Source organism: Veillonella sp. HPA0037, assembly GCF_000411535.1.
Lineage (GTDB): Bacteria > Bacillota > Negativicutes > Veillonellales > Veillonellaceae > Veillonella > Veillonella atypica.
In genome coordinates, this window is sequence record NZ_KE150483.1 from 295,451 (window position 1) to 320,975 (window position 25,525).

At 35.2% G+C, this 25,525-nt stretch carries 24 protein-coding genes; 22 read left to right on the forward strand and 2 right to left on the reverse strand.

Annotated features, from left to right (window positions below; all coding sequences use genetic code 11):
* Positions 1–152: 152 nt before the first annotated feature.
* The 15 genes from mnmA (at position 153) to HMPREF1477_RS01460 (ending at position 16,166) form a co-directional block, all read left to right on the forward strand.
* A complete protein-coding gene (gene mnmA, locus HMPREF1477_RS01390; protein WP_016475552.1) occupies positions 153–1,214 on the forward strand; it encodes a tRNA 2-thiouridine(34) synthase MnmA in 1,062 nt (353 codons plus the stop codon).
* A 38-nt stretch (positions 1,215–1,252) separates the two neighbouring features.
* A complete protein-coding gene (lepA, locus tag HMPREF1477_RS01395; protein ID WP_016475553.1) occupies positions 1,253–3,052 on the forward strand; it encodes a translation elongation factor 4 in 1,800 nt (599 codons plus the stop codon).
* A gap of 1 nt (position 3,053) precedes the next feature.
* The gene (gene hemW, locus HMPREF1477_RS01400) at positions 3,054–4,232 is read left to right on the forward strand and encodes a radical SAM family heme chaperone HemW (RefSeq protein ID WP_005378870.1); all 1,179 of its coding nucleotides are present in this window, start codon (positions 3,054–3,056) and stop codon (positions 4,230–4,232) included.
* An 81-nt stretch (positions 4,233–4,313) separates the two neighbouring features.
* Complete coding sequence (locus HMPREF1477_RS01405) at positions 4,314–4,916, forward strand: nitrite and sulphite reductase 4Fe-4S domain protein (RefSeq protein WP_005379020.1); 603 nt, start codon at positions 4,314–4,316, stop codon at positions 4,914–4,916.
* 278 nt (positions 4,917–5,194) lie between these two features.
* Positions 5,195–6,211: a heat-inducible transcriptional repressor HrcA gene (gene hrcA / locus HMPREF1477_RS01410; protein WP_016475555.1), complete on the forward strand. Its 1,017-nt coding sequence runs from the start codon at positions 5,195–5,197 to the stop codon at positions 6,209–6,211.
* Between the two features lie 12 nt (positions 6,212–6,223).
* Complete coding sequence (grpE, locus tag HMPREF1477_RS01415) at positions 6,224–6,775, forward strand: nucleotide exchange factor GrpE (protein WP_005383290.1); 552 nt, start codon at positions 6,224–6,226, stop codon at positions 6,773–6,775.
* Positions 6,776–6,802: 27 nt separating this feature from the next.
* Positions 6,803–8,641 carry a molecular chaperone DnaK gene (gene dnaK / locus HMPREF1477_RS01420; protein ID WP_005380149.1) on the forward strand — a complete coding sequence of 613 codons (1,839 nt, stop codon included), beginning with the start codon at positions 6,803–6,805 and terminating at the stop codon, positions 8,639–8,641.
* 16 nt (positions 8,642–8,657) lie between these two features.
* Complete coding sequence (dnaJ, locus tag HMPREF1477_RS01425; RefSeq protein WP_005378790.1) at positions 8,658–9,815, forward strand: molecular chaperone DnaJ; 1,158 nt, start codon at positions 8,658–8,660, stop codon at positions 9,813–9,815.
* A gap of 55 nt (positions 9,816–9,870) precedes the next feature.
* Positions 9,871–10,734 carry a 50S ribosomal protein L11 methyltransferase gene (locus HMPREF1477_RS01430; protein ID WP_005379093.1) on the forward strand — a complete coding sequence of 288 codons (864 nt, stop codon included), beginning with the start codon at positions 9,871–9,873 and terminating at the stop codon, positions 10,732–10,734.
* Positions 10,731–11,462, forward strand: a complete 732-nt coding sequence (locus tag HMPREF1477_RS01435; protein ID WP_016475556.1) for a 16S rRNA (uracil(1498)-N(3))-methyltransferase — start codon at positions 10,731–10,733, stop codon at positions 11,460–11,462. Before HMPREF1477_RS01430 ends, HMPREF1477_RS01435 begins: the two co-directional genes overlap by 4 nt.
* Positions 11,463–11,514: 52 nt before the next feature.
* The gene (gene mtaB / locus HMPREF1477_RS01440) at positions 11,515–12,810 is read left to right on the forward strand and encodes a tRNA (N(6)-L-threonylcarbamoyladenosine(37)-C(2))-methylthiotransferase MtaB (RefSeq protein WP_016475557.1); all 1,296 of its coding nucleotides are present in this window, start codon (positions 11,515–11,517) and stop codon (positions 12,808–12,810) included.
* Between the two features lie 16 nt (positions 12,811–12,826).
* Positions 12,827–13,171 carry a histidine triad nucleotide-binding protein gene (locus tag HMPREF1477_RS01445; protein ID WP_005378992.1) on the forward strand — a complete coding sequence of 115 codons (345 nt, stop codon included), beginning with the start codon at positions 12,827–12,829 and terminating at the stop codon, positions 13,169–13,171.
* A 188-nt stretch (positions 13,172–13,359) separates the two neighbouring features.
* Positions 13,360–13,539, forward strand: coding sequence for a 30S ribosomal protein S21 (gene rpsU / locus HMPREF1477_RS01450; RefSeq protein ID WP_004695751.1), 180 nt, complete (start codon positions 13,360–13,362; stop codon positions 13,537–13,539).
* 120 nt (positions 13,540–13,659) lie between these two features.
* Positions 13,660–14,103, forward strand: a complete 444-nt coding sequence (locus tag HMPREF1477_RS01455) for a GatB/YqeY domain-containing protein (protein ID WP_016475558.1) — start codon at positions 13,660–13,662, stop codon at positions 14,101–14,103.
* Positions 14,104–14,264: 161 nt separating this feature from the next.
* A complete protein-coding gene (locus HMPREF1477_RS01460; protein WP_016475559.1) occupies positions 14,265–16,166 on the forward strand; it encodes a hypothetical protein in 1,902 nt (633 codons plus the stop codon).
* Positions 16,167–16,243: 77 nt separating this feature from the next.
* Here the strand turns inward: HMPREF1477_RS01460 and HMPREF1477_RS01465 are convergent, their stop codons facing one another.
* Together HMPREF1477_RS01465 and tpx are read right to left on the reverse strand one after the other, a co-directional pair.
* On the reverse strand, positions 16,244–16,639 hold the full coding sequence (locus HMPREF1477_RS01465) for a phosphate-starvation-inducible protein PsiE (RefSeq protein ID WP_005378783.1): 396 nt from the start codon (positions 16,637–16,639) through the stop codon (positions 16,244–16,246).
* A 60-nt stretch (positions 16,640–16,699) separates the two neighbouring features.
* Positions 16,700–17,215 (reverse strand): thiol peroxidase, encoded by a 516-nt coding sequence (tpx, locus tag HMPREF1477_RS01470; protein WP_016475560.1) that lies wholly within the window; start codon positions 17,213–17,215, stop codon positions 16,700–16,702.
* Between the two features lie 198 nt (positions 17,216–17,413).
* Between tpx and HMPREF1477_RS01475 the strand changes: the two genes are divergently transcribed.
* From HMPREF1477_RS01475 to HMPREF1477_RS01505, 7 genes are all read left to right on the forward strand, one after another.
* Positions 17,414–19,129 (forward strand): ABC transporter ATP-binding protein, encoded by a 1,716-nt coding sequence (locus HMPREF1477_RS01475; protein ID WP_016475561.1) that lies wholly within the window; start codon positions 17,414–17,416, stop codon positions 19,127–19,129.
* Complete coding sequence (locus tag HMPREF1477_RS01480; RefSeq protein ID WP_016475562.1) at positions 19,129–20,859, forward strand: ABC transporter ATP-binding protein; 1,731 nt, start codon at positions 19,129–19,131, stop codon at positions 20,857–20,859. Before HMPREF1477_RS01475 ends, HMPREF1477_RS01480 begins: the two co-directional genes overlap by 1 nt.
* Positions 20,841–21,635 carry an RNA methyltransferase gene (locus HMPREF1477_RS01485; RefSeq protein WP_016475563.1) on the forward strand — a complete coding sequence of 265 codons (795 nt, stop codon included), beginning with the start codon at positions 20,841–20,843 and terminating at the stop codon, positions 21,633–21,635. The genes HMPREF1477_RS01480 and HMPREF1477_RS01485 overlap by 19 nt, the downstream gene beginning before the upstream one ends.
* Before the next feature lie 253 nt (positions 21,636–21,888).
* A complete protein-coding gene (locus HMPREF1477_RS01490) occupies positions 21,889–22,743 on the forward strand; it encodes a ChbG/HpnK family deacetylase (RefSeq protein ID WP_016475564.1) in 855 nt (284 codons plus the stop codon).
* A complete protein-coding gene (locus tag HMPREF1477_RS01495; RefSeq protein WP_005383313.1) occupies positions 22,740–23,726 on the forward strand; it encodes a lysylphosphatidylglycerol synthase transmembrane domain-containing protein in 987 nt (328 codons plus the stop codon). Before HMPREF1477_RS01490 ends, HMPREF1477_RS01495 begins: the two co-directional genes overlap by 4 nt.
* A 16-nt stretch (positions 23,727–23,742) precedes the next feature.
* Positions 23,743–24,192, forward strand: a complete 450-nt coding sequence (locus HMPREF1477_RS01500) for an ACT domain-containing protein (RefSeq protein ID WP_005379031.1) — start codon at positions 23,743–23,745, stop codon at positions 24,190–24,192.
* A gap of 42 nt (positions 24,193–24,234) precedes the next feature.
* Positions 24,235–25,524, forward strand: a complete 1,290-nt coding sequence (locus HMPREF1477_RS01505) for a homoserine dehydrogenase (protein WP_005379061.1) — start codon at positions 24,235–24,237, stop codon at positions 25,522–25,524.
* Position 25,525 lies beyond the last annotated feature (1 nt).

Below are 25,525 nucleotides of genomic sequence, written 5' to 3' on the forward strand. Positions count from 1 at the left end.
ATCTTTTCAATATACCTCGTTCTAGGCTATAATATAAGTTGCTATAATTTCATAGCAATACTACTCGGACTTTTACACCGAACTAGTGTTTTACACGTCAGGCTTTCACCCTGATTAGTTTTATGATCAAGAGATCATTAAAAGGAGAAAGTATGGAAAAAGTTATCGCTGTAGCTATGAGTGGCGGCGTAGACAGTTCTTTGACTGCTGCAATGCTACTAAAACAAGGCTATAAAGTATTTGGTATTACCCTATGGCTATGGGTGAGTGGGACACCGTATGATGAGGTGCCTCTTGCCGTAACAGATGCTAAGAAAATGTGTGATTTTCTAGGTATTGAGCATCATGTTATTGATGCTCGCGATGTATTCTACGAGAATGTAGTAGATTATTTCGTAAAAGAATATGCTTATGGTCGTACACCAAATCCTTGTGTATTCTGTAATAAAAATATCAAATTTGATTTGATGCTCAATCGAGCCCTTGAACTTGGTGCAACACATATGGTAACCGGTCATTATGCACAGGTTAATTATAATGAAGGCACTGGTTTATATGAATTGCATAAAGGTGTTGACCCAACTAAAGATCAAAGCTATGTTATGTATAATATGAATCAACGTATTTTGAGTCACCTCATGTTCCCATTGGGTGGCCAATGTAAAACAGAAACGCGTAAATTAGCTGCTGAATATGATTTGCCAGTAGCTAAGAAACCAGACAGTGTAGATATTTGTTTCTTACCGCATGGTAATTATCAAAAACTCGTAGTAGAAGAAATGAAAACTAAACCAAAATCTGGTAATATTGTTACTGAAGATGGTGAAATATTAGGAAAGCATACGGGTTTATTCAATTACACGATTGGTCAGCGTAAAGGACTAGGCATTGCTTATAAACACCCTTTATATGTTATTGGCTTTAATGGTGAACGCAATGAAGTTATTGTAGGACCTAATGATCGACTTTTTACGAATCGTATGATTTGTAAGTTCTATAATTTCTTAGATGATACAATCCATAAAGAGTTAAAGGCGGAAGGTAAAATTCGTTACGCAGCCAACCCATCGCCTTGTACGGCACGTATCTTAGACGACGATACGATGGAGGTTATCTTTGATGAACCACAACGGGCTATTACACCAGGTCAGTCCGTAGCCTTTTATAATGGCACTCAATTATTAGGAGGTGCTGTTATCGATCGCGTATGTTAGAAAGGAGAATACAAGTTCCTTGAACTTGTTCATATAGTATGTCAACGAAAAAGATTAGAAACTTCTGTATTATAGCTCATATCGACCATGGTAAATCTACCATCGCTGATAGATTAATTGAATATACTGGTACATTACAAAAACGGGAAATGGAAGCTCAAGTATTGGATTCCATGGATTTAGAACGTGAACGTGGTATTACTATTAAAGCGCAATCCGTTCGTATTTTGTATAAGGCTCAAGATGGTGAAGAATACATTTTGAACCTTATTGATACGCCGGGCCATGTGGATTTCAGCTATGAAGTATCTCGTTCTCTTGCAGCTTGTGAAGGGGCATTACTCGTTGTAGATGCTGCACAAGGTGTAGAGGCTCAAACGTTGGCGAATGTGTATCTCGCTTTAGAACATGATCTTGAAATTATTCCTGTTATCAACAAAATAGATTTGCCTTCTGCCGATCCTGATCGGGTTAAACATGAAATTGAAGATATCATTGGTTTAGACGCATCAGAAGCAGTATTATGTTCTGCTAAATCTGGCATTGGCATTCCAGATATTTTAGAAGCTATTGTAAATAAGGTGCCTGCACCACCAGATAAATCTGATGAACCAACAAGAGCATTGATTTTTGATAGCCGCTTTGATGCTTATAAAGGTGCTATTGCTTATGTGCGCGTAAAAGAAGGTACTATTAAAACAAAAGATACAATCCGTATGATGCATGATAATAAGGATTTTGATGTAACTGAGCTCGGTATCTTTACACCAAATCTTGTGCCTGTCCAAGAATTACCATGTGGTTCTGTAGGTTGCATTGCAGCAAGTATTAAGAATGTAGCTGACTGTCACGTAGGTGATACGGTAACATTAGCTAATAATCCTGCACCTGAACCATTACCAGGTTACCGCAAGGCTGTATCTATGGTATATTGTGGTCTCTACCCTACAGAGTCTAAAGACTACGAAAATCTTCGTGATGCATTAGAAAAATTGCAGCTTAATGATGCTGCCTTAGAATATGAAGCAGAAACATCCTTGGCTCTCGGCTTTGGTTTCCGTTGTGGTTTCTTAGGCTTACTACATATGGATGTTATTCAAGAGCGCTTAGAGCGTGAATATAATCTAACACTTATCACTACGGCTCCATCTGTTAACTACAAGGTATATAAAACAAATGGGGAAATGCTAGAAGTGGATAATCCTGCTAAATTACCACCTCCAACGGAAATCGATTATATTGAAGAACCATATGTTAAGGCTACGACCATTGTACCTAAGGATTTTGTTGGTACTATTATGGAATTGTCTCAAGATAAACGTGGCGAATATCAATCCATGGAATACTTGGATGAAACGCGTGTATCCGTTGTATATCACTTACCATTAAGCGAAATCATTTATGATTACTTTGATAAATTAAAATCTGCTACAAAGGGGTATGCATCTCTTGATTATGAATTGATTGGTTATAAACAATCTCCAATGGTTAAGATGGATATCTTGTTAAATGGAGAACCTGTAGATGCATTATCTATCATCGTTCATAAGGATCGCGCTGCTACACGTGGTCGTGCATTAGCTGAGAAATTAAAAGAATTAATTCCTCGTCAAATGTTTGAAATTCCTATTCAAGCAGCAGTAGGCACAAAAATTGTAGCTCGTGAAACTGTAAAAGCTTGGCGTAAAGACGTTTTAGCAAAATGTTATGGTGGCGATATTTCTCGTAAACGTAAACTCTTAGAAAAACAAAAGGCCGGTAAGAAACGCATGAAAGCCGTTGGTTCTGTAGAGATTCCACAAGAAGCATTTATGGCAATTTTAAAGGTAGAAGATTAATATGGTAACAAATCGTAACGATTTGTTTGTACAGCGGGATATGGGGATATACATCCATATCCCGTTTTGCAAACAAAAATGTATATATTGTGACTTTCCAGCGTATCAAAATTTAGAGGAATATTACGATACATATCTGTATGCCTTGGTTCAAGAAATGACTATGTTCGGTGATGCATATCCTAAATCTCGTACTAAACTTGTAGATACTGTTTATTTGGGAGGCGGTACACCGACGGAATTATCCTTATTACAGTTAGAACAAATTTTGAATACCATTAAAACTACCTATAATGTATCTCCTGATTGTCAGTTTACCATTGAATCAAATCCTGGAGAGGTAGATCGGGCTTATTTAAAGGGGCTGCATAAGTTAGGATTCTCTCGTATCAGTTTTGGGGTTCAAACTTTTAATGATAAATCTCTAGTAAGTTTACATAGAAGTCACAATCGTGAGGATGCTATACATGCAGTTCAATGGGCTTTTAAGGAAGGATTTCAAGATATTAATATCGATTTAATATATGGATTACCGAATCAAACAACTGATGAAATTAATAAAAATTTAGATATTGTTAGTACATTGCCTATTAATCATATTTCTACCTATGGTTTACAAGTAGAACCAGGAACACGATTATATCATTTGGTTGATAAAGGAGTCATTTCTTTACCTGATGAATCAACAGAGGATACGATGTATGACATGATGATGCAAGGGATTCAAGATTTGGGATTTGAGCGTTATGAAATATCCAATTTTGCGAAAGATAAGGCCTATAGTAAACATAATCTAAAATATTGGCAATATTGTGATTATTTAGGTTTTGGTGCTGGTGCTCATTCATTTTTTGATAGTGTAAGAAGAGCTAATAATCGTAATGTCATGCCTTATGCTAGAAAAATAGACTGCTTTGAATTTCCTGTTGTAGATGAGGAAGTTATCGATTCCAAAAGAGCTAGAGAAGATTATTGTTTTTTAAGCTTGCGAACCAAGTGGGGAATCAATACAGTCGATTTTGCTAACAGATTTAATATACGATTAGAAGATATATATGGCTCTATTTTAGATAATTTAATTGAAAAGAATTTAATAATACAAGATGGCGACTTATATTATCTTACGCCAGAAGGTGCTAAGCATGGAAATTATGTGTTTAGTCAATTCATAAAAGAGTAAGATTTCTCATAGTTTCTCAATAAGTAACATGTTAGGATAAATAGGATGATGATGAATATGCATGCTTATTTAGGAGGAAAGATGAAGACATCTGTTATAATACATGGATTACATAATGAATTTTCTTTGGACCAAATGAAAGCATGTATATCATTAGCTGAAAAATACGGTGGTTCCTTTAGACATGTGGTGACTGGTATACAAATTACAGGTATTGATAAGGATGATAAAGAGGCTTTGATTGCTGAGTTACCTGATGGGGTTACTACGGTTATTCATAGAGGTGTCAATTCATTAATTGCCTGTGTAGGTAAAGGAAAATGTAAAAACGGTCAGATGGAGACTGCTGAATTAGCAGATTATATAGAACGTAAACATTATGGTCGTAAAACAAGTCACAAATGTAAAATAGGAATTAGTGGTTGTGGTCGTAATTGTCCTGATTCTATGGTTAAAGATATTGCCTTTATTGGTACATCTCAAGGATTTATGCTCGCCGTAGGTGGTAATACTGGTATGCGCCCTGAAGCAGGGAAAATACTAATGCGTAAATTATCTGTTGAACAAGCAAAGAAGGCTGCTGATATACTGATCGATTGGTATGCAGAAAATGGGGAACCAAAGGAACGGATGGGGAAATTGTTAGAACGTCTTGGCAATCCATTAGAAAATAAAACTTTATAATTTAACAATAGCTCCTAGTGATAAATTGACTGGGAGCTATTTATATTTCTATAAAACCTTATAAATATAGATAGGCCTTGTCTTTTTGACTATTTTTCCATATCTATTTAGTTGTCTTTTTGACCTATTATTCTGTGAAATAACATTGTCTTTTTGACTAAACTTGATTTTATTAGGTTTTTAAGGATAAATTTACTTGACATTTTATTTTGGTATGGTAATATTATACATGCGATTAGCACTCGAATATTTTGAGTGCTAACAAGTGAGGTGTCATTATGGATGAAAGAAAACAACGCATCTTACGAGCGATTATAGAGGATTATGTAAAATCTGCTGAGCCTGTTGGTTCTAGGACGATTGCTAAAAATTATAACTTAGGTATTAGTCCTGCCACGGTGCGAAACGAAATGGCTGATCTTGAGGACTTAGGCTATTTAGAAAAACCTCATACATCAGCTGGTAGAATACCATCGTCAAAAGGCTATCGCTTATACGTTGATTCTATGATGCATCAAGGTCCAGTGGAGAATGAGGATGTGAAACAAATCCATTCTATATGGAATGATACGCAGCTTTCTGGCAATGAAATGTTATTACATATGGCTCGATTAGTTTCTCAAATCAGTCATAGTATGAGCTTATTATTAGCCCCTGGACATGATCAAGCAATGTTAAAATATATACATATTTTACCTCTTGATGCTCACCAAGCTGTTATGGTTGTAATAACTGCAACCGGTGCACTTGATAATGAATTGATGTATTTTACATCACCAGTGAAAGCTGATGAATTACAACGATTAGCTATACAATTTAGCAATGCCGTTCAAAATAAGCTTTTACGTGATATTACATCGGCTCAAATAAGTGCAATTATCGCACACATAGACGGTTCAAAATCCGTATCATTACAAATCGGAGAAACCTTATTAAGGGCCATCACAAAGCGACGTTTATTTTATTCCGTTGGTACTACTGAGTTGTTACGACAACCGGAATTTAAAACGGTTGAAAAGGTACAGCCTGTACTTTCATTATTAGAAGAACAACAAGAATTAGGTCACATATTGCAAGATAATTCAAACAAACCAATTAAGATTAAGATTGGTTCAGAAAATCAAATGGAAGCATTAAGTGATATGAGTCTTATTCAAACTGATTTTTCTCAAGATAATAATCAACTTGGTACATTGGCTATATTGGGCCCTACGCGAATGGAATATAGTCGAATTATTAATATGCTTTCCTATATGAAACATTTAATGGAAACGATGGCAAGAAATCAAACATAGAAAGGATAAGGCATGTCTGAAGAAAAAATTAAACAAGATGTGGTAGACGAAGAAATTTCTGAGCCTACAGAAGCAACGAAGGAACAATCGGAAGCGCAAAATGCTGAAGAGTCTGTAGTTGATGCAAGTGAGGTGTTAGAAGAATTAAAAGCCGATTTTGATAATCGTTATAAACGCTTACAAGCGGATTTTGAAAATTTTAAACGCCGTACTAATCAAGAAAAAGAACAGTTGGCAGGCTTTGTTAAGGGCGATGTCCTAAAAGATTTGCTACCTGTATTAGATAATTTTGAGCGAGCTGTACAAGCTCCTGCAGAAGGGGATACAAAGGTATTCCTTGATGGATTTATCATGATTCATCAAAACTTGATGGCTATGTTGTCTAAGCATGGTTTAGCTGTTATCGATGCAGTTGGTAAACCATTTGATCCAAATTTCCATCAAGCAATTATGCGCGTACCATCAGATGAATACGAATCTGATACGGTATGTGAAGTACTGCAAACTGGCTATACTGTGGATGGTCGTTGTATTCGACCAGCAATGGTTAAGGTTGTTGAATAGATTATAAGTATTAGGAGGTCATATATTATGGCAAAGGTAATTGGTATTGATTTAGGGACTACAAACTCTTGTGTTGCTGTTATGGAAGGTGGCGAACCTACGGTTATTACAAACCAAGAAGGTGCACGTACAACTCCTTCCGTAGTTGGTTTTGCGAAAAATGGCGAACGTTTAGTTGGTCAATTGGCTAAACGTCAAGCTGTATCCAATCCAGAAAACACAATTATTTCTATTAAACGTCATATGGGTTCTGACTACAAAGTAACTGTAGAAGGTAAATCTTATACACCTCAAGAAATTTCTGCAATGATTCTTCAAAAAATTAAAGCTGACGCAGAAGCTTATTTGGGCGAACCTGTAAAACAAGCTGTTATTACTGTTCCAGCATACTTTACAGATGCTCAACGTCAAGCTACTAAAGATGCTGGTTCTATTGCAGGTCTTGAAGTACTTCGTATCATCAATGAACCTACAGCTGCTGCTCTTGCATATGGTGTAGATAAAGACGAAGATGGTAAAGTTCTTGTATTTGACCTTGGCGGTGGTACATTCGACGTTTCCATTCTTGAACTTGGTGATGGCGTATTCGAAGTATTGGCAACATCTGGTAATAACCACCTTGGCGGCGATGATTTCGACCAACGTATCATGAACTACCTTATTGAAGAATTCAAAAAAGAAACTGGTATCGATTTATCCAATGATAAATTGGCTGACCAACGTTTAAAAGAAGCTGCTGAAAAAGCTAAAATTGAATTGTCTGGCGTAGCTAGCACCAACATCAATTTGCCATTCATCACAGCTGATGCTACTGGTCCTAAACATTTGGATGTAACATTGACTCGTGCTAAATTTGAAGAGTTAACTGCTGATTTGGTACAAGCTACTATTGAACCTACTCGTAAAGCTATGAACGATGCTGGCTTATCTGCATCTGATATCGATAAAGTGTTGTTAGTTGGTGGTTCTAGCCGTATCCCAGCTGTACAAGAAGCTATTAAAAAAGTATTGGGTAAAGAACCAACTAAAAACGTTAACCCAGATGAATGTGTAGCTATCGGTGCTGCTATTCAAGGTGGTGTATTAGTAGGTGAAGTTAAAGATGTATTGTTACTTGACGTAACTCCATTGTCTCTTGGTATCGAAACAATGGGCGGTGTATTTACTCGTATCATTGATCGTAACACTACAATTCCTACATCTAAATCTCAAGTATTCTCCACTGCAGCTGATAACCAACCATCTGTAGATATCCATGTATTGCAAGGTGAACGTGAATTCGCAGCAGATAATAAAACATTGGGTCGTTTCAACTTGGATGGCATCCCAGCAGCTCCTCGTGGGGTTCCTCAAATCGAAGTAACTTTCGACATCGATGCTAATGGTATCGTACATGTAAAAGCTAAAGATTTGGGTACTCAAAAAGAACAAAAAATTACAATTACTTCTTCTAGCGGCTTGAAAGAAGACGAAATTGAACGCATGGTTAAAGAAGCAGAAGCTCATGCAGCAGAAGATAAAGCTAGAAAAGAAGAATTAGATGTTAAAAATAATGCAGATTCCTTAGTATACCAAGCTGAAAAAGCTTTGAAAGATCTTGAAGGTAATGGCGATGCTGCATTGTTGAAAGAAGTTGAAGAAGCTAAGGATAAATTGAAAAAATCCATCGAAGCTGGCAACATTGAAGATATTAAAAAAGATAGTGAAGCTTTGGAACAACCTTTGCACAAATTAGCTGAACAAATGTATGCTGCTGCTCAACAAGCACAACAAGCTGCTGGTGATGCTAAACAAGGTGAACAAACAAAAGCTGACGATAATGTAGTGGATGCTGATTACACTGTAGTTGATGACGATAAGAAATAAGAAGGGTTGGTAACTAATGGCACGAGATTATTATGACATCTTAGGGGTCAGCAAAAATGCAACCCAAGATGAAATTAAAAAAGCCTTCCGTAAAAAGGCTCGCCAATACCATCCAGATGTAAATAAAGATAATCCAAAGGAAGCAGAAGCAAAGTTTAAAGAAGCTAACGAAGCTTACGAAGTATTGTCTGATGAAACTAAAAAAGCTCAATATGACCAATTCGGCCACGACGCCTTCAAACAAGGAGGCGGCGCTGGCGCCGGTGGTTTCCAAAGTGGCTTTGGCGGTTTCGGTGGTCAAGCTGGTGGCTTCAGTGATATCTTTGGTGATTTCTTTGGTGGCATGTTTGGTGGTGGACACCAACAACATGGTCCTCAAAAAGGCAATGATCTTCGTGAAGACATAGATATATCCTTTGAGGATGCTGCCTTTGGTAAATCAATGGCAATCAATATTCAACGTCATGAAGAATGTAATCATTGTCACGGTACCGGCGGTGAACCTGGATCTAAAGTTGATACATGTCCTAATTGTCATGGCTCTGGTCAAGAGGTTGTTATTCAAAATACACCATTTGGTCGTATGCAATCTGCTCGTACTTGTTCTCGTTGCCATGGCTCTGGTAAGGTCATTGAAAAACCATGTTCCAAATGTCGTGGATCTGGTGAAATCTTAGCAAAACGAAAAATCGATATTAAGATTCCAGCTGGTGTAGATAACGGATCTCGTCTACGCGTTTCCAATGAAGGTGAACCGGGTATATTAGGTGGCCCAAAAGGCGACTTATACGTTTATATTTACGTACGCCCTCACAAAGAATTTGAACGAAATGGCAATGATGTTATCAGTCGTGTTACTATTAGCTTTGCACAAGCTGCATTAGGAGCAACTATACAAGTGAATACCTTAGATGGTAAAGTAGAATTGAAAATCCCAGAAGGCACTCAAACGGGAACTGCATTCAGACTTAAGGGCAAAGGTATTCCTTATTTACGCAATCCAAAACAACGTGGTGATCAACACGTAGTCGTTACAGTTCAAACACCTAAAAAATTAACTGAAACACAACGTGAATTATTACTTCGGTTTGCCAAAGAAGGCAATGAAGATGTGAATAACTTACAAGTTAGTAAGAGTTTATTCGAGAAAATCAAGGATCGTTTAACTAAATGAACAGCTCTGATGCGTGAATGGTTTGTTCCTGCGCATCAATAGTAAAGGAGCATTTATGCAATGGATAGAAATATCTATTGTCTGCGAAAGAGTAGCCACCGATGAGGTGACTACTCTTTTTGGCGATTATGCAGACAATGGAATTATAGAAGAAGATGTAGATAATCAACCGAATTTAGTACAATTAACGCTTTATGCTGATGCATCATTAGATCCTAACACGATTGTGTCTGATATAAAGGGGCGTCTTAACGAAAGCAATATCGAAATCACATCAATAGATGCACATATATTAGATGAATCTACGTGGCTCAATTCTTGGCAACAGTATATAGAACCTACAGAAATACTACCTAATTTAATAATCAAACCTGCATGGCAAGAATATGATAATGAACAGAATAAAACTATTATCGAAATCGATTCAGATATATCATTTGGTACTGGTTCTCATGAAACTACGAGAACTTGTGCAGAACTTTTACAGGCCTATAGTAAATCCATGAATTTAGATTCTGTTACTTGTTTAGATATTGGGACTGGGACAGGTATTCTGTTGTTAGTAGCTGCTCATTTGGGTATAAAACATCTTGTAGGTATCGATATAGAAGAATATGCAGCTAAACAGGCAAGAATTAATTGTGATAATAATCATGTCGTAGCTGATATCATTTGTGGTAATTTGGATACTGATTTTAAGGGAACCGCTCAATTGATTTTAGCGAATTTAACAGTAGATCCTTTAAAAATTTTATTGCCACAAATTGGTAGAAAACTTGATGATAAAGGTATTCTCATCATTAGTGGTATTATTGATGATCGGTATGATGAGATTATGCCTTATATTAATAAAGAGTGGCATATTATTGAGGAGCGCATTGCTGGACCTTGGCATACATTTGCGCTGGAAAAACGATGAAAAAGATATTTATTCCTACACCATTAGATGAATCTATTGTATTACCTAAAGATGTGACTCATCATATATTACATGTATTTCGCCATAATATAGAGAAACCAATTACTGTCACAGGTAGCGATAACCGTTGTGGTATCTATCAGATTAATGATGAGATAAATGGCTTAGCACAAGCTAGTCTTATAGAATACATTGATTCTCCTACATCTATGCATAGAACCATATTAGTACAATCTTATTTAAAAGGTGAAAAATTAGAATGGGTTTTACAAAAAGCTACAGAGCTTAATGTTGATACCGTATATCTTGTACCTACTTCGAACTGTGTTGCTAAGTACGATGCAAAAAAATTACAGTCAAAATATAGTCGTTGGGAAAAGATTATGTTGGAAGCTTCTCAACAATGCGGGCGCACACAGCTACCTACGCTTGTTGTGGATGAGCCCCTTTCTAATGTATTAGACATCGAATCTGAATGTTTAAAATTAGTTGCTTATGAAAATGAAGCGGGCTATACCATAAAAGATGCTTTAAAGGCTATTAATAGTGATTCAACTAATAGGGATATCTTAATTTGTATTGGCCCTGAAGGGGGCTTTCAAGAGAAAGAAATCAATGATATTATAGAATGTGGTGGACAATCAGTTACATTAGGTCATACTATATTACGTGCCGAAACGGCTGCGATTGCTGCATTATCGATGGTTCACTATGAATTAGAATTATAAAATACTATATACATATGCTATATGATATCTATATAAAGAAATGGGAGGTGCAATGAAAACCGTTGCCTTTACAACTCTAGGGTGTCGTGTCAATCAGTATGATACGGATGCTATGAAGGGGTTATTTTTACAACATGATTATGAAGCTGTTGATTTTGATTCTAAGGCTGATATTTACGTTATTAATACATGTTCTGTTACGAATATGGGGGAGAAAAAGTCTCGTCAATTAATTCGTAAAGCTAAACGTCAAAATCAAGATGCTTATGTTATCGTTACAGGTTGTTATGCACAACTTGATCCTGATGCAATTGCTGCCATTGATGGCGTTAATCTAGTTATTGGCACAAACAATCGCTCAAAAATTGTTGAACTTGTTGAACAACTCGAAACAACAGAACGTCAAATTAATGCTGTTCGCGATATCATGAAAGAGTCTAATTTTGAAGAGATGCCATTATTTGGTAATGAATCTGATAAATCGAGAGCCTTCATGAAAATTCAAGAAGGTTGTAATAATTATTGTGCATTTTGTATCATTCCTTATACGCGTGGGAAACTAAAGTCCCGTAAAGTGGATGATATTGTAAATGAAGCGAAACGTTTAGTAGAACATGGATTTCATGAGATCGTTTTAACCGGGATTCACCTTGGAAACTATGGCGTTGAATTACCAGGAAGACCTACGCTAGCAGATGTGGTAAAAGCCCTCTTAGAAATTCCAAATTTACATCGCATACGTTTTGGATCTATTGAGTCTGTTGAAGTATCGGATGAACTCATAGAATTAATGGCTACGGATAAGCGCGTATGTCCACATTTACATTTACCTCTACAAGCGGGGTCAGATCATGTTCTAACATTGATGAAACGTCATTATACGCTTCAAGAATATAAAGATTTGATTAAGAATTTAAGAAATCGCATCCCAGATTTATCAATTACTACTGATATCATTGCAGGATTTCCACAAGAAACGGATGAAGACTTTGATGAAACAATGAATACGGTAAAAGAAATTGGCTTTACTCATATTCATGCATTTCCATATTCTATTCGTGAAGGTACACCGGCTGCAACAATGCCAAATCAAGTACCAGAAGCCGTTAAGAAGGCTCGCGTAGCACTTTTAAATGATCTAAGCGAAAAAGGTTTACATGCGTATGCAACATCTCGTATAGGTAAATCTGGTGAAATCCTCATTGAAAAAGAGGAAAATGGATATTATACAGGCTTAACAAATGAATATATTCATGGTAGAGTTAAATCAGATGGTCAACACTCTATAGGTGATCTCATAGGCGGTACTGTGGTGGCTGTTGAAAAAGATTTTGTAATCATTGAATAAGATAGAGGAGGTCCCCATGAGCGACTGCATTTTTTGTAAAATTATTAATGGCGAAATTCCATCAAAAAAAGTATTAGAAAACGATAAATTCTATGCTTTTTATGATATTGAACCCGTAAAAAAAGTTCATGTACTCATTGTTCCTAAAAATCATGTTGCTAATATTGCTCATATTACAGAGAAGAATGAAGACTATGTTGAAGGTTTATTACCATTTGTTCGTGATGTGGCAAAAGAACTTGGTATTTCTAAGGATGGCTATCGATTGATTTTTAATACTGGCGCAAAAGCTGGTCAAAGTGTATTCCATATGCATGCTCATCTATTAGGTGGCGAAGAAATGGGTTGGCCTGAAGCGTAATAGCTTGTAATAGGAAATTATTAATTTTGAAGTAGTAAGACATCAAAAAATATTGATTTGTAATAAAATTCCTATAAAATATAGCGGTATATATTGACAGAACCTAGTGTTCTACATATAATATGTATATGTGCGTAAATAAAATTATCAGCACTTCCCTGAGATTAATTTTGGAGGGAGGGATATAGATGTCTGAAATTAAAGTCGGTAAAAACGAAACGCTTGAAAGTGCTCTTCGTCGATTCAAACGCTCCTGCCAAAAAGCAGGTGTTTTGTCTGAAGTAAGAAAACGCGAACACTACGAAAAACCAAGCGTAAAAAGAAAGAAAAAATCTGAAGCAGCAAGAAAACGCAAATTCAGAGCATAAGATGATTACCCTAATTCTGCCTTTTCATGGCTTCATGAAATCCAGAATTAGGGTTTCTTTATATATTAGTTTTTAAGGTGCTAATATGTATTTAATGATTGAGTCATATAGGAGGTTCCCATGAGTTTAAAAGATCAATTAAAAGAAGATATGAAAGCTGCTATGAAGGCTCGAGAAGAAGGCAAAATAGCTTTATCTGTTATTCGTATGGTCAATAGTGCCATTAAAAATACTGAAATAAATGATAAAATTGAACTTGATGATAATGGTGTATTAGGCATTTTAGCTAAAGAAATGAAAACACGCCAAGATTCTCTTACAGAATTTGAAAAGGCAGGTCGTGAAGATCTAATTAGTCATGTTAAGGAAGAAATAGCTATTCTTCAAAAATATATGCCAGCGCAAATGACAGAAGGTGAAATTCGCGATGTTGTAAAAAAAGCCATTGCTGAGTGCGGAGATAATGTAAATATGGGTAACGTTATGAAACATGTTATGCCACATACTAAAGGCCGTGCAGATGGTAAATTAGTAAATACCATCGTAAAAGAATTACTAGGTTAATATTCTGGTAAAATTCTATAGAAATTTATTGACAAGAATTTTCTCACTATGGTAATATGTACTCAAGAAAATAATTAGTCAATGAAGACTCCACTGGATAGGTATGCAGTTTGTATATCTATATTGTTGGAGTCTTTTTTTATAGTTTAGGAGGAACAAATATGGCTACAAAAGAATTATTGTATTACATTCCTGCAGGTCAATATGGTAAAGAAGGTGTTTTATCTCTATTAGAACAACATCCAGAAATTAAATTCGTATCTTTAGTAGGTATCGACTTAGCTGGTAATGATACAGATGAAAAAATCCCAATGGCTGCATTCTTTGATGATTATGAAGCATTCTTTGAAGGCCGTGCTGTTCAAACTGATGGTTCCTCTGTAGTATTGACAAATATCGCTACATTGAACAATGCTCGTGTTGATATGTGGGGCGACCCAAGTGTAAACTGGTTTGTTGATTATAACTACGAAAACATTGATGAAGCAACAGGTTTGCCAACTGGTACACTTCGTATTCCTGCATTCTTGATGCATAATTACCGCTATGTAGATTCTCGTTCTATTTTGAAACGCAGCTGTGACTATGTTCGTGCAGAATTGTTATCCTTGATCAAAGAAAAAGGTGTACCTGGTATGCCTCATGTGAAAGCTGATGATGTAGTAGATATTGTTTTCACATCTGCTACTGAATTAGAATTCTGGGTAAAAACACCTTCTAAAACAGTTACTAAAAAAGAATTATCCGTTTCTCAACGTTTGCAAGAACAATACTGGCAACGTACACACGGCACTGTTCGTACTGCATTAGAACAAGCCGTAGAACGTCTTGATAAATACGGTATGGTAGCTGAAATGGGCCATAAAGAAGTTGGTGGTGTAAAAGCTAAACTTGATGAAGATGGTCATGAATCCGTTGTATTGGAACAATTGGAAATCGACTGGAAATTCTCTGGTAACCCATTACAAACAGCAGATAACGAATTACAAGCTCGTATTATCGTTCGTGAAGTATTCCGTGAAAATGGTCTTGATGTAACATTCAATGCAAAACCAATTATCGGTGTTGCTGGTTCTGGTGAACATACTCACTTTGGCGTAATGGCAAAATTAAAATCTGGCAAACTTGTTAACTTGTTCAGCCCAGAAGATATGAAAAAAGAATCTGCTAGCTCATTAGGTATTGGTGCAATCATGGGTCTATTGAAACACTATGAAGCTATTAACCCATTCATCAGCTCTACAACAGATTCCTTGAATCGTTTGAAACCTGGATTCGAAGCTCCAGTTTGTATCGTAACTTCCTTAGGTAATGATCCTTCTGAACCTAGCCGTAACCGTACAATCCTTTGCGGTTTGATTCGCGATATCGACAATCCTATGGCTACACGTTATGAATTGCGTTCTCCAAACCCTTATACAAATACATACACTGCATTAGCATTGATTTTCATCTCTGCATTTGATGGCATGAAATATGCCATTACAAGTGGTAAAACGCAAGCACAATTGGAAGCAGAACTTTCCAAAGAAGCTGGTCAAGATGCAGATTACTTACCTAAAGAACGTGCATTCCGTTCTGAAAAAGATGTATTCGAAGACTACACTCAAGAAGAACGTAATCAAATGTTCGGCGTAGCGCCTGCAACAGTATGGGAAAACATTAAAGGTTATAAAAATAATCCTGAACTTGTAAATACATTGGCACAAGGTGATGCATTTGCTCATGACTTAATGGATTCCTTCATTGCATCCATTTTGAAACGTTGGAAACTCGTATTGGCTCATCGTATCATTCCTGATAATATGGATACAGTACGTAAAATGGTTTCCATTCACACAGATAGCCGTAATAGCATTGATGACAAACGCTTTGCAGAAGTTAATGACTTACGTTTCTATCTTGCAAAAGATAGCGATGATCGCAAATCCTTATTCACACGTATTGTAGAAGCTTTACAATCTGAAGATTATGATACTGCATCTGCATTACAAATCGAAATGAATGACAAAATGGAAGAATTAGAAGCTAAATACGCCAATTACAGCAAAAACATTTTCTAATCCTTTGGATATGAAAAAAGGTCCTACCGAAAATCGGTAGGACCTTTTTGAGTATTATAGAATCATAAATAATTATATTATTCATCGTGACCAATATATTTTTTTACCAATACTAAACTACATACGAGCACAAAAATAGAGATAGCCCATATGAGGATGTCAAAGGCTGTATCATGGGCAATAATTACTGATCGAACAATGGCTGTAATACCAATATATAGGAAAAAGTCTAAAGGAAAGTGAAAGTTATTTTTAAAGTACTTTACAATTAACGCAATAAACTCGAAATAGAGGAAGAAGGTAATTAATTCTTCAATAAGATTGTAATATGTGCTTTCATCATTAATATTGGCCCATGTAATAACACCTAAATTAATTAGTGAATTAACTAAAGCGATACACAAGGCTATACCAACGCCGAGGAGGGCGATATTTTTTATAGTTAATAATAGTTTTGAAAATTTAATCCACATACATAACTCCCATGAATAGAAAAAGGCCGTACGATGTACGACCTTAATAAGTAGGCAATATTAGATATCAGCTTTAATTGCTTCTAATGCTGCGTCAAAATTAACAGCTTGAGTTACTTCTGGAACATATTCAACATATGTTACTTTGTTATCTTTATTGATAACTACAACACCACGGGATAATAGACGTAATTCTTCGATTAAGAAACCATAGTTTGTACCGAAAGAAGCATCTTTGTGGTCAGACAATGTTTCTACTTTATCTACGCCTGCAGCACCGCACCAACGTTTTTGAGCAAATGGAAGGTCCATAGAAATTGTCAATACTACAACATCATCAGATAAACCTGTTGCATCTTGGTTGAACCAACGAGTTTGTGCATCACATACGCTAGTATCAAGAGAAGGTACTACGGAAATTACCTTTACTTTACCTTCATAATCTTTCAAAGTTTTAGGTTGTAAATCATTAGATAATACTGTGAAATCAGGTGCTTGTTGACCTACTTTAATTTCTGGGCCTACCAATGTAATAGGGTTACCTGCAAATGTTACAACACCAGTACGTTTTTCCATGTTTTATTCCTCCTAAGAGTTTGTATACTAAATAGATTAAACAATGTTTCTATGGTTAGTATACCATTTCTATCCATTTTAGTAAACTAATTTTTTCGATATAGTTTGTTATTAATTTTGGATATAGTTCAGTTTAATGTTTTAGGTAGAAGAATTATGTAGTAAATGGTACGATAGAAAGAAAACAGGAGGTAGTCGATGAATCCATATGCAATTTTCAAGGAATTTTTTCGTCGTGAAGGTATATATTATCTCATCGGATTAACTATGCTAATCGCAATCGATGTAGCTTTTTTAATCGTACCACAATTAATTGGTAGTGCCATCGATACATTGAGTCATAATAAAGAGGGCTTAACTCTTTATATATTTTATTTCATTGGTTTATTAATCATTATTACTGTATTGAAAGTTATATCACGTAGAACATTATTAGGATCTATCCGACGCATGGAGTATTTATTCCGCCAAAAATTATGTGCTCGTGCTTTAGAAATTCCTACTACATATTATGATGTTAACGGACCTGGTAAGGTAATGGCTTTAATGACAAATGATGTTACATCATTACGCGTTGCCCTAGGTTTAGGTGTTATGATCGTCGTTGATATTATTTTATATTCTATATTGGGCTCTATCATATTAATTCAAAAAATTGATTTTATTTTAGCCTTACAGATTATGACACCGGTTATTTTTATTTTAGGTTCAATTTTTACACTAGGCCGGCGTTTACGAAAGAAACAACGTCAGGCTCAAACTACATATAGTGACATGACAGAATTTGGGCAAGAACTATTCCAAGGCATGGATGTTATACGAGCTTTTAATAAAGAATCGATTATAGGAGGATTGTTTAATCGTATTAACAAGAAAAATTATTCCGATAATATGAGTGTAGCTATTCTTGATGCTATTTTATCGCCTTTAACTATGATTGCGCCATTTATATGCATCAGTATTAGTATGTATATATGTGGTACGTTAGCCGTAGAAGGCCTTATGACTGTCGGTGAGTTCGTTACAATCAATGCTTTTATTATGCTTATTATAGGCCCATTGATTTCTTTGGGTTCATTAGTAGCCATAGTTCAAAAGGGGATGGCCTCCCTTGATCGAATTATTGATTTTATGAGTCTTCCTGCAGAATGTAATGACACTGATGGTAAACAACTTGGTTTAGGCGATATTGATATAAAATATTTAAATTTCACCTATGATGAATCTAAATCACCTGTATTACGTCAAATTAATATTACATTCAAAAAAGGAGAGTTTGTAGGTATAGTCGGTAAGCCTGGCTCTGGTAAAAGTACACTCTTCAAATTGTTATTAGGGCTTCAAAAAGCACCATCAAAGACTATTTATATTAATAATCAAGATATTACGACATTGCCCATTGGTACTGTTAGAAATTCGATTTCTTATGTACCAACCCAGTCATATCTACTAAGTTCAACAATTGCTGACAATATTAGCTTCGGTTATGAAAATAAAAATCATACTACCGTTGCTGAAGCAGCCAAAAAAGCTCAATTATATCGTGACTTAGGAAAGGATTTGGAGAATCCATTAAGCGTATTAGCAGAGGAAGGGCGCGATTTATCAGGTGGTCAAAAACAGCGAATCAATATTGCACGTGGATTTTACAAAAATGCACCTTACTTATTATTAGATAATTGCTTCTCTGCTTTAGATGCCATAACTGTAGATAAAATGTTACAAATATTGCAATCTACAAAGGATAAAACTATTTTATGTATATCCCAACGATTAGAGGTAATCAAGCATGCGGATCGTATCATTGTGTTTGATGAAGGTAGGATTTGCGAAATAGGAACACATGATGAGTTAATGTGTAAAAACGGTTTATATTATCAGATGTATACAGCTCAAAATAAGGAGGCCCAATAATGAAACTAAAGTATAATGATTGGCGCCTATTTACATATTTAACAAAATATATTAGGCCTTATTTATGGCTACTCATTTTGGCTAGTATAGCCCTTATTAGTAATCTATTATGCTCGCTTATACGTCCATATCTTTCTAAACAAGCTATCGATTTAGGCTTTGCTATGAAAGATTTGAATACTATTCAGCATTATGCTGGACTATATGCATTAACTATAGTTGGCAGCGTTGTCTTTATTCTCTTACAAAACTATTTATTATCTACATTTGGGCAGAAAATTATTTTTCATATACGCAGTACGGTATTTGAAAAAATTCTTCATAAATCCGCCGAAGATTTTCAGTCTTTGCCTATAGGTAATTGGGTGACCCGTATTACCAATGACGTAGAATCATTGCGTACATTATATACAGATGTATTGCTAAAACTCATAAGCAGTGCATTGATGATTTTGGGCATATTAGCTTTTATGTATGCTATTAATGTGCCCTTAGCAATTGTTATGACCTTGTTGATTCCTATAATGGGGTTTATTATCTGGGTGTATCAAAAGTTTTCCAGAAAAGCTTTTAGACAAGTTCGTTCTTCTGTAGCAGCATCTAATTCGAGCATCAAAGAATTGTTGAATTACATATTAATTGTAAAAACTTATTTAGGTGAAAGAAGTATTGAACAACGGTACGATTCTGTTAATCGTGAGTTTTTAAAAGCCGGTATATTTGAGGTTACAACATTTTCTATTTTTAGACCTCTCGTAGATGGTTTGTTCTTTGTAGCACTTATTGTTATTTTTACAATGACAAATCTATTAGAATCCGTAGCAGATGCAGGCACGGTATTTGCATTTATACAATATATGGATCGATTCTTTCAACCTATGAAAGAAATTGCTGATAAATATAATTCCTTGCAAAGTGCATTGGCCGGTGCAGAACGATTGATTCCTATTTTGGATGAACCAAAGCGCGAGTTGATAACAACTGTTCCCAATGAATTTAAAACGATTGATACTATTGAATTAAAAGATGTGTATTACTCCTATGATAACAGTGATGTATATGCTTTGAATAACATTTCTTTTACAGTAAAAAAAGGGGAGTATCTTGGTATTGTAGGACTATCTGGTAGTGGAAAATCAACATTACTTTCATTATTGATGGGCATATTGCGCCCTACAAAAGGCAATATTTATATTAATGGTCATGATATTAGCCAATATGATTCTTCAATGATTAGAAATATTATGGGCTATGTATTTCAAAATGCATACTTATTTAAAGGTACGATTCAAGATAATCTTAATTTATATGATTCTTCTATCTCTATGGACACTATTATAGACGCTACTAAAAAGGTCAAATTACACGATATGATTGAATCTTTGCCAGATGGATATCAAACATCAGTAGGATATTTGGGATCGCTATTATCAGATGGCCAAAAGCAATTATTAGCCTTTGCAAGAACGTTGATTTTAAATAGACCGATTTTATTGCTTGATGAAGCAACGGCAAATATCGATAGTCATACGGAATCACAAATTCAAGAAAGTATTGAAACTATACGTGGTGAAAAAACAATTATAAATGTAGCACATCGTTTATCAACTGTACAAAAAGCAAATAGAATTCTAGTTCTTTCTTATGGTAAGATTGTGGAAGATGGAACATTTGATGAGCTTATGCAACATAAGGGGGATTTTTACGAGTTATGGAATCACCAAAAATAGATTATATTCAATCGAAAGACAATAAGACTATAAAACATATTATCAGTTTACAACAGCGAAAATATCGGCAAAAATTTGGTGAATATACGGTGGAAGGAATTCGTGCTGTAACGGATATAGGAAAAAAAGATTTTTTGCGCTCTATTTTAATTAGAGAATCAAAGCGAAGTGAATTGGAACCGCTAGTGCAAAAAGGTTTTACTGTTTCTTCCGTCTATGTAGTACAAGATCCAATATTTGATAAAATTGAGCACTCTGTAAACGGACAGGGTATACTAGGTATAGCGAAAAAATGTGTTAATGATTTGCATTCATTGATAGTAGAGGATGGATTATATGTCGCACTAGATGGTGTACAGGATCCGGGAAACTTAGGTACCATAATTCGTACAGCGGTGGCTGCTGGTGCAAAAGGTATATTCTTGTTAAAAGGAACCGTAGATCCTTATAACGAAAAATGCGTACGTAGTACGATGAGTGCGCTTTGTAATATTCCTATTTTTGAAGATGTAACATTATCTGAATTTTATGATTTCATAAAGGATAATACGATACAAACCTATGTTACCTCACTAGAAAATGCAAAACCTTATCATACCATTTCATATCCTAAACGAACCATGATTATACTCGGTAATGAAGGAAATGGAGTGTCTAGAGAAATTATTGAAATGTGTGATCAGGCTATTACAATTCCCATGTATGGTGATATAGAATCTTTAAACGTATCAATTGCGGCCGCCCTATGTATGTATAAAGTAAGAGAACAAATTTAATATATATTATAACGATACCCTGTCATCGATCATTTTTGATGACAGGGTATATAATTTTCTATAGTAGTATAAAATATGATTATCTATGATAGAAGGGTATATAAATTATGTGAAAACGATATAAAAAGTCCGTTTCCAGTATACAAGTATTACTATTTTGTATTGATTTTATATACCTGTATTTGTTAAAATAACATATATCTTTTCTGAGTGAACATTGTTTTTCCGTTTTTACGAATAAAGAGGCACGCATATGTCAAAATTAATTATAAATGCTGACGATTTTGGCCTTCATTCAGCTATAAATGAAGGTATTATCGTAGGGCATACTAAAGGTGCTATTACAAGCACATCTATATTGGCAAGTGGTGCTGCTTTTAATGAAGCAGTAGATATGGCAAAGGAATATCCAAAGTTGGGTATAGGTATTCACATTGCTTTGGTGGGAGGAATCGCTCCTGTAAGTGATCCTAGTGAAATTCCTAGTCTTGTAACAAACGAAGGTGTTTTTGTTGATAATTATATAGAGTTTATGAAGCGCATATATAGTGGCTCTATTAATTATGATGAAGTGAGAACAGAGATTACAAAGCAAGTTTCTAAAATTATGGAATCTGGTGTAAACGTAACTCATATTGATGGACACCAACATATGCATGTATTACCTAGTATTCTACCTATAGTTTTAGAACAGGCTATGCGATATAAAATTAAAGCTATACGTGTGCCAAATGAAAAAATAACATTTTTAAATGGCGTGCATAATCCTGTTCGTATTATGGGGAAATGTGGTTTGAGCACCGTGGCTGCTCAAGCATTGCCTAGCATTCGCGACAAGGGGATTTACTTTACACAATACTTCTGGGGTATGATTAATGGTGGTGCTTTAGGAGAAACAGAATTATTATCGATTTTAAAACAAGTTAGCTCTCTATCTGGGGCCCATGAAATTATGACGCATCCAGGTATTAGTGATGAAATTTTAAGAAATCAATATAATTGGGGTTATCATTGGCAAGATGAATTATCTGCTATGACATCCGATAATGTACGTAGATATATTTCACAACATAATATAGAACTCATTAATTATGGGGATTTGTTATGAGTAAGATGATGAGACGCGGCATATTTATGTTTGTCCTACTTTTTGCCGTATCTTTAGGAATCATTTATTATACTATCGATTTAGAAGCCCTAAAAACAATAACGACATTTAATGGTGAATCTTTGTTGCTTGCCATTATTGCACTTGCTTTAGGGATGTATTTTGATGGATTAAGATTGCAGCGCCTTGTAAAAATTGGCGGTTATCATTTATCAATAAAAGCTGTACTTCGGGTTATATTTAGCAATTATTTTATGGCTATGCTCACACCAGGTGCCAGTGGTGGAGCTGTGGCTCAAGTACTCGTATTAAGAAGCTATGATGTCCCGATAAGTAAGGGAACTCCAATCGTATTGATACGTACTGTTTTTTCAATCATGTTTTTAGTCATCATGTTACCGATTGTGTTTTTATATGACTCCATAGAAATACCATATATTTCAAGAGATATGTTATTACTATTTTCCTTCTTGGCCGTCATGGCCACCTTATTAGGAACATATCTTTTACAAACGGTATATATGAGGAAATTCGTATATAATCTAGCACAACGTTTTAAGGCCCATAAGACCAAAGATTGGTTGGCGAAATTAGAAACACTAAATCAAGGGCTTGCATTATTGTATAAAAAACCTACTCAATCCTTTATTGTATTTATCGAATCAGGATTAAGTTTATTATGCTTATACTGTATAGCACCGGCATTGATGTTTGCTTTTACTAATGATGTACCAATTATTACGATATTAGATAGAATGATATTATTGAATTTAATACTTTATTTTGCACCCACTCCAGGGGGAACAGGTATTGCTGAAGGATTATTCATTTTACTTTTTGCACCATTCGTACCGAGTGGCACTGTAGGTATTATAGCTGTGGCGTGGCGTGTGATGGCAGAATATGTACCATTTTTTATAGGTATGTATGCAGTATTAACTTTATATGGACGTCAGTTTGTTGCTCAGGAAACATCTAATTAATGTAAGGAGAATTAGTATGACAAAACCGAAAAAGGACAAATTTTATTTAGTTCAAGAAGATATTTTACCAGAAGCGATTAAGAAAACGATTAAAGTAAAAGAGATTTTGAAACTAGGTGAAGTAAAAACTATAAATGAAGCTGTTGAGAAAATGGATTTAAGTCGATCTGCTTATTATAAATATAAAGATTATGTATTTCCATTTTTTGAGATTGCTCAAGGAAAAATTGTTAGCATTACCGTTTCCATGTCCAATGAATCAGGTATGTTATCAAGTGTTTTAAAAGCAATAGCCGATAAAAACGGAAGTATCTTGACCATAAATCAAGATATTCCATTACAGGGTATTGCTAATAGTAGTATTTCTTTCGAAACCAAAAACTTGCAAGGTTCCTTAGAGGAATTATTACATGATATTCGCAATATGAAAGGAATTATTAAAGTAGAAATTTTAGGTCAAGCATAATATAAATGCTATATTGACCAGTCAGAAGAGAGTAGGACCATTATGAAGACCGTTAAAATAGCCTTATTAGGATTTGGTACTGTTTCCCAAGGAACATTTAATTTATTACAAGATAATGTCGATTTGATTACTAACAGAAGCGGTGTAACTATCGAGATTTCAAAAATATTTGTTCGCAACCCAGATAAATACACAAATATTACATTACCAAGCACTGCACAATACGTGACTAACATCGATGATGTGCTTAATGATGAATCGATTGCTATTGTCGTTGAATTAATGGGGGGCACTACATTTGCGAAAGATTGTGTTGAAGCAGCTTTAAAACATGGAAAAAGTGTTGTTACAGCCAATAAGGATTTATTAGCAGAAGCAGGCCCATATTTATTTGACTTAGCGTATAAAAACCACGTAGATTTACGTTTTGAAGCATCTGTATTAGGTGGCATTCCAATTATTAGAACATTATACGATTCCCTTGGCGGTAATCGCATTACTGAACTTGTTGGTATCATGAATGGTACAACAAACTTTATTTTATCGAAAATGACAGATGAAGGATTAAGCTACGGGGATGTATTAAAAGAGGCTCAAGATTTAGGCTATGCAGAAGCTGATCCAACTGCCGATGTAGAAGGATTAGATGCAGCTCGTAAACTTGCTATTTTGGCATCCATTAGCTTTAACCGTCGTATATTTTTCGAGGATGTAACTGTAGAAGGTATTACTAACATTGATACAGAAGATATTTCCTTTGGTAAGGAATTCGGATACAATATTAAACTTATTGGCATTGCAAAAGAATCGTCAAAGGGTTTATCTCTCAATGTATACCCGGCTTTCGTACCATTAACACATCCACTTGCATCTGTACGCGGCTCGTACAATGCAATTTATATTAAGGGTAATGGCATTGATGATGCCATGTTCTATGGACGTGGCGCCGGTAGTTTACCAACAGGCAGCTCCGTTGTTAGCGATATTATGGAAGTTGCTAAAAACGTAGCTTTTGAATCTACAGGACGTTTTAAACCATTCTACTTTGACCAAAAGAATATTTATTCTCCAGGTAAAATACAATCTAGTTACTACATGCGATTAGCTGTTGATAATAAAACTGGCGTTCTTGCAAAAATTGCTACAAAATTAGCAGAGCAAAAAATCTCTGTTCTTTCAATCGTTCAACGGAATAAAGATCCTGAAACAGCAGTACTTGCCATTGTGACTTCTAAATGTCCACATTCCTATATTTTAAATTTAATCGATTCTTTTAATAGCTTGCGCTCTGTGAAAGAAGTAAGCAGTGTAATCAGAATTATGGAAGCGTAAT

Coding starts and splice junctions, on each gene's coding strand:
- HMPREF1477_RS01490 (WP_016475564.1), top strand. CDS start 21,889: ATGTCAAAATTAATTATAAATGCTGACGATTTTGGCCTTCATTCAGCT.
- dnaK (WP_005380149.1), top strand. CDS start 6,803: ATGGCAAAGGTAATTGGTATTGATTTAGGGACTACAAACTCTTGTGTT.
- HMPREF1477_RS01445 (WP_005378992.1), top strand. CDS start 12,827: ATGAGCGACTGCATTTTTTGTAAAATTATTAATGGCGAAATTCCATCA.
- hrcA (WP_016475555.1), top strand. CDS start 5,195: ATGGATGAAAGAAAACAACGCATCTTACGAGCGATTATAGAGGATTAT.
- hemW (WP_005378870.1), top strand. CDS start 3,054: ATGGTAACAAATCGTAACGATTTGTTTGTACAGCGGGATATGGGGATA.
- mnmA (WP_016475552.1), top strand. CDS start 153: ATGGAAAAAGTTATCGCTGTAGCTATGAGTGGCGGCGTAGACAGTTCT.
- HMPREF1477_RS01405 (WP_005379020.1), top strand. CDS start 4,314: ATGAAGACATCTGTTATAATACATGGATTACATAATGAATTTTCTTTG.
- HMPREF1477_RS01475 (WP_016475561.1), top strand. CDS start 17,414: ATGAATCCATATGCAATTTTCAAGGAATTTTTTCGTCGTGAAGGTATA.
- HMPREF1477_RS01485 (WP_016475563.1), top strand. CDS start 20,841: ATGGAATCACCAAAAATAGATTATATTCAATCGAAAGACAATAAGACT.
- HMPREF1477_RS01465 (WP_005378783.1), bottom strand. CDS start 16,639: ATGTGGATTAAATTTTCAAAACTATTATTAACTATAAAAAATATCGCC.
- HMPREF1477_RS01505 (WP_005379061.1), top strand. CDS start 24,235: ATGAAGACCGTTAAAATAGCCTTATTAGGATTTGGTACTGTTTCCCAA.
- HMPREF1477_RS01430 (WP_005379093.1), top strand. CDS start 9,871: ATGCAATGGATAGAAATATCTATTGTCTGCGAAAGAGTAGCCACCGAT.
- HMPREF1477_RS01455 (WP_016475558.1), top strand. CDS start 13,660: ATGAGTTTAAAAGATCAATTAAAAGAAGATATGAAAGCTGCTATGAAG.
- tpx (WP_016475560.1), bottom strand. CDS start 17,215: ATGGAAAAACGTACTGGTGTTGTAACATTTGCAGGTAACCCTATTACA.
- HMPREF1477_RS01495 (WP_005383313.1), top strand. CDS start 22,740: ATGAGTAAGATGATGAGACGCGGCATATTTATGTTTGTCCTACTTTTT.
- grpE (WP_005383290.1), top strand. CDS start 6,224: ATGTCTGAAGAAAAAATTAAACAAGATGTGGTAGACGAAGAAATTTCT.
- lepA (WP_016475553.1), top strand. CDS start 1,253: ATGTCAACGAAAAAGATTAGAAACTTCTGTATTATAGCTCATATCGAC.
- HMPREF1477_RS01435 (WP_016475556.1), top strand. CDS start 10,731: ATGAAAAAGATATTTATTCCTACACCATTAGATGAATCTATTGTATTA.
- dnaJ (WP_005378790.1), top strand. CDS start 8,658: ATGGCACGAGATTATTATGACATCTTAGGGGTCAGCAAAAATGCAACC.
- HMPREF1477_RS01480 (WP_016475562.1), top strand. CDS start 19,129: ATGAAACTAAAGTATAATGATTGGCGCCTATTTACATATTTAACAAAA.
- rpsU (WP_004695751.1), top strand. CDS start 13,360: ATGTCTGAAATTAAAGTCGGTAAAAACGAAACGCTTGAAAGTGCTCTT.
- HMPREF1477_RS01500 (WP_005379031.1), top strand. CDS start 23,743: ATGACAAAACCGAAAAAGGACAAATTTTATTTAGTTCAAGAAGATATT.
- HMPREF1477_RS01460 (WP_016475559.1), top strand. CDS start 14,265: ATGGCTACAAAAGAATTATTGTATTACATTCCTGCAGGTCAATATGGT.
- mtaB (WP_016475557.1), top strand. CDS start 11,515: ATGAAAACCGTTGCCTTTACAACTCTAGGGTGTCGTGTCAATCAGTAT.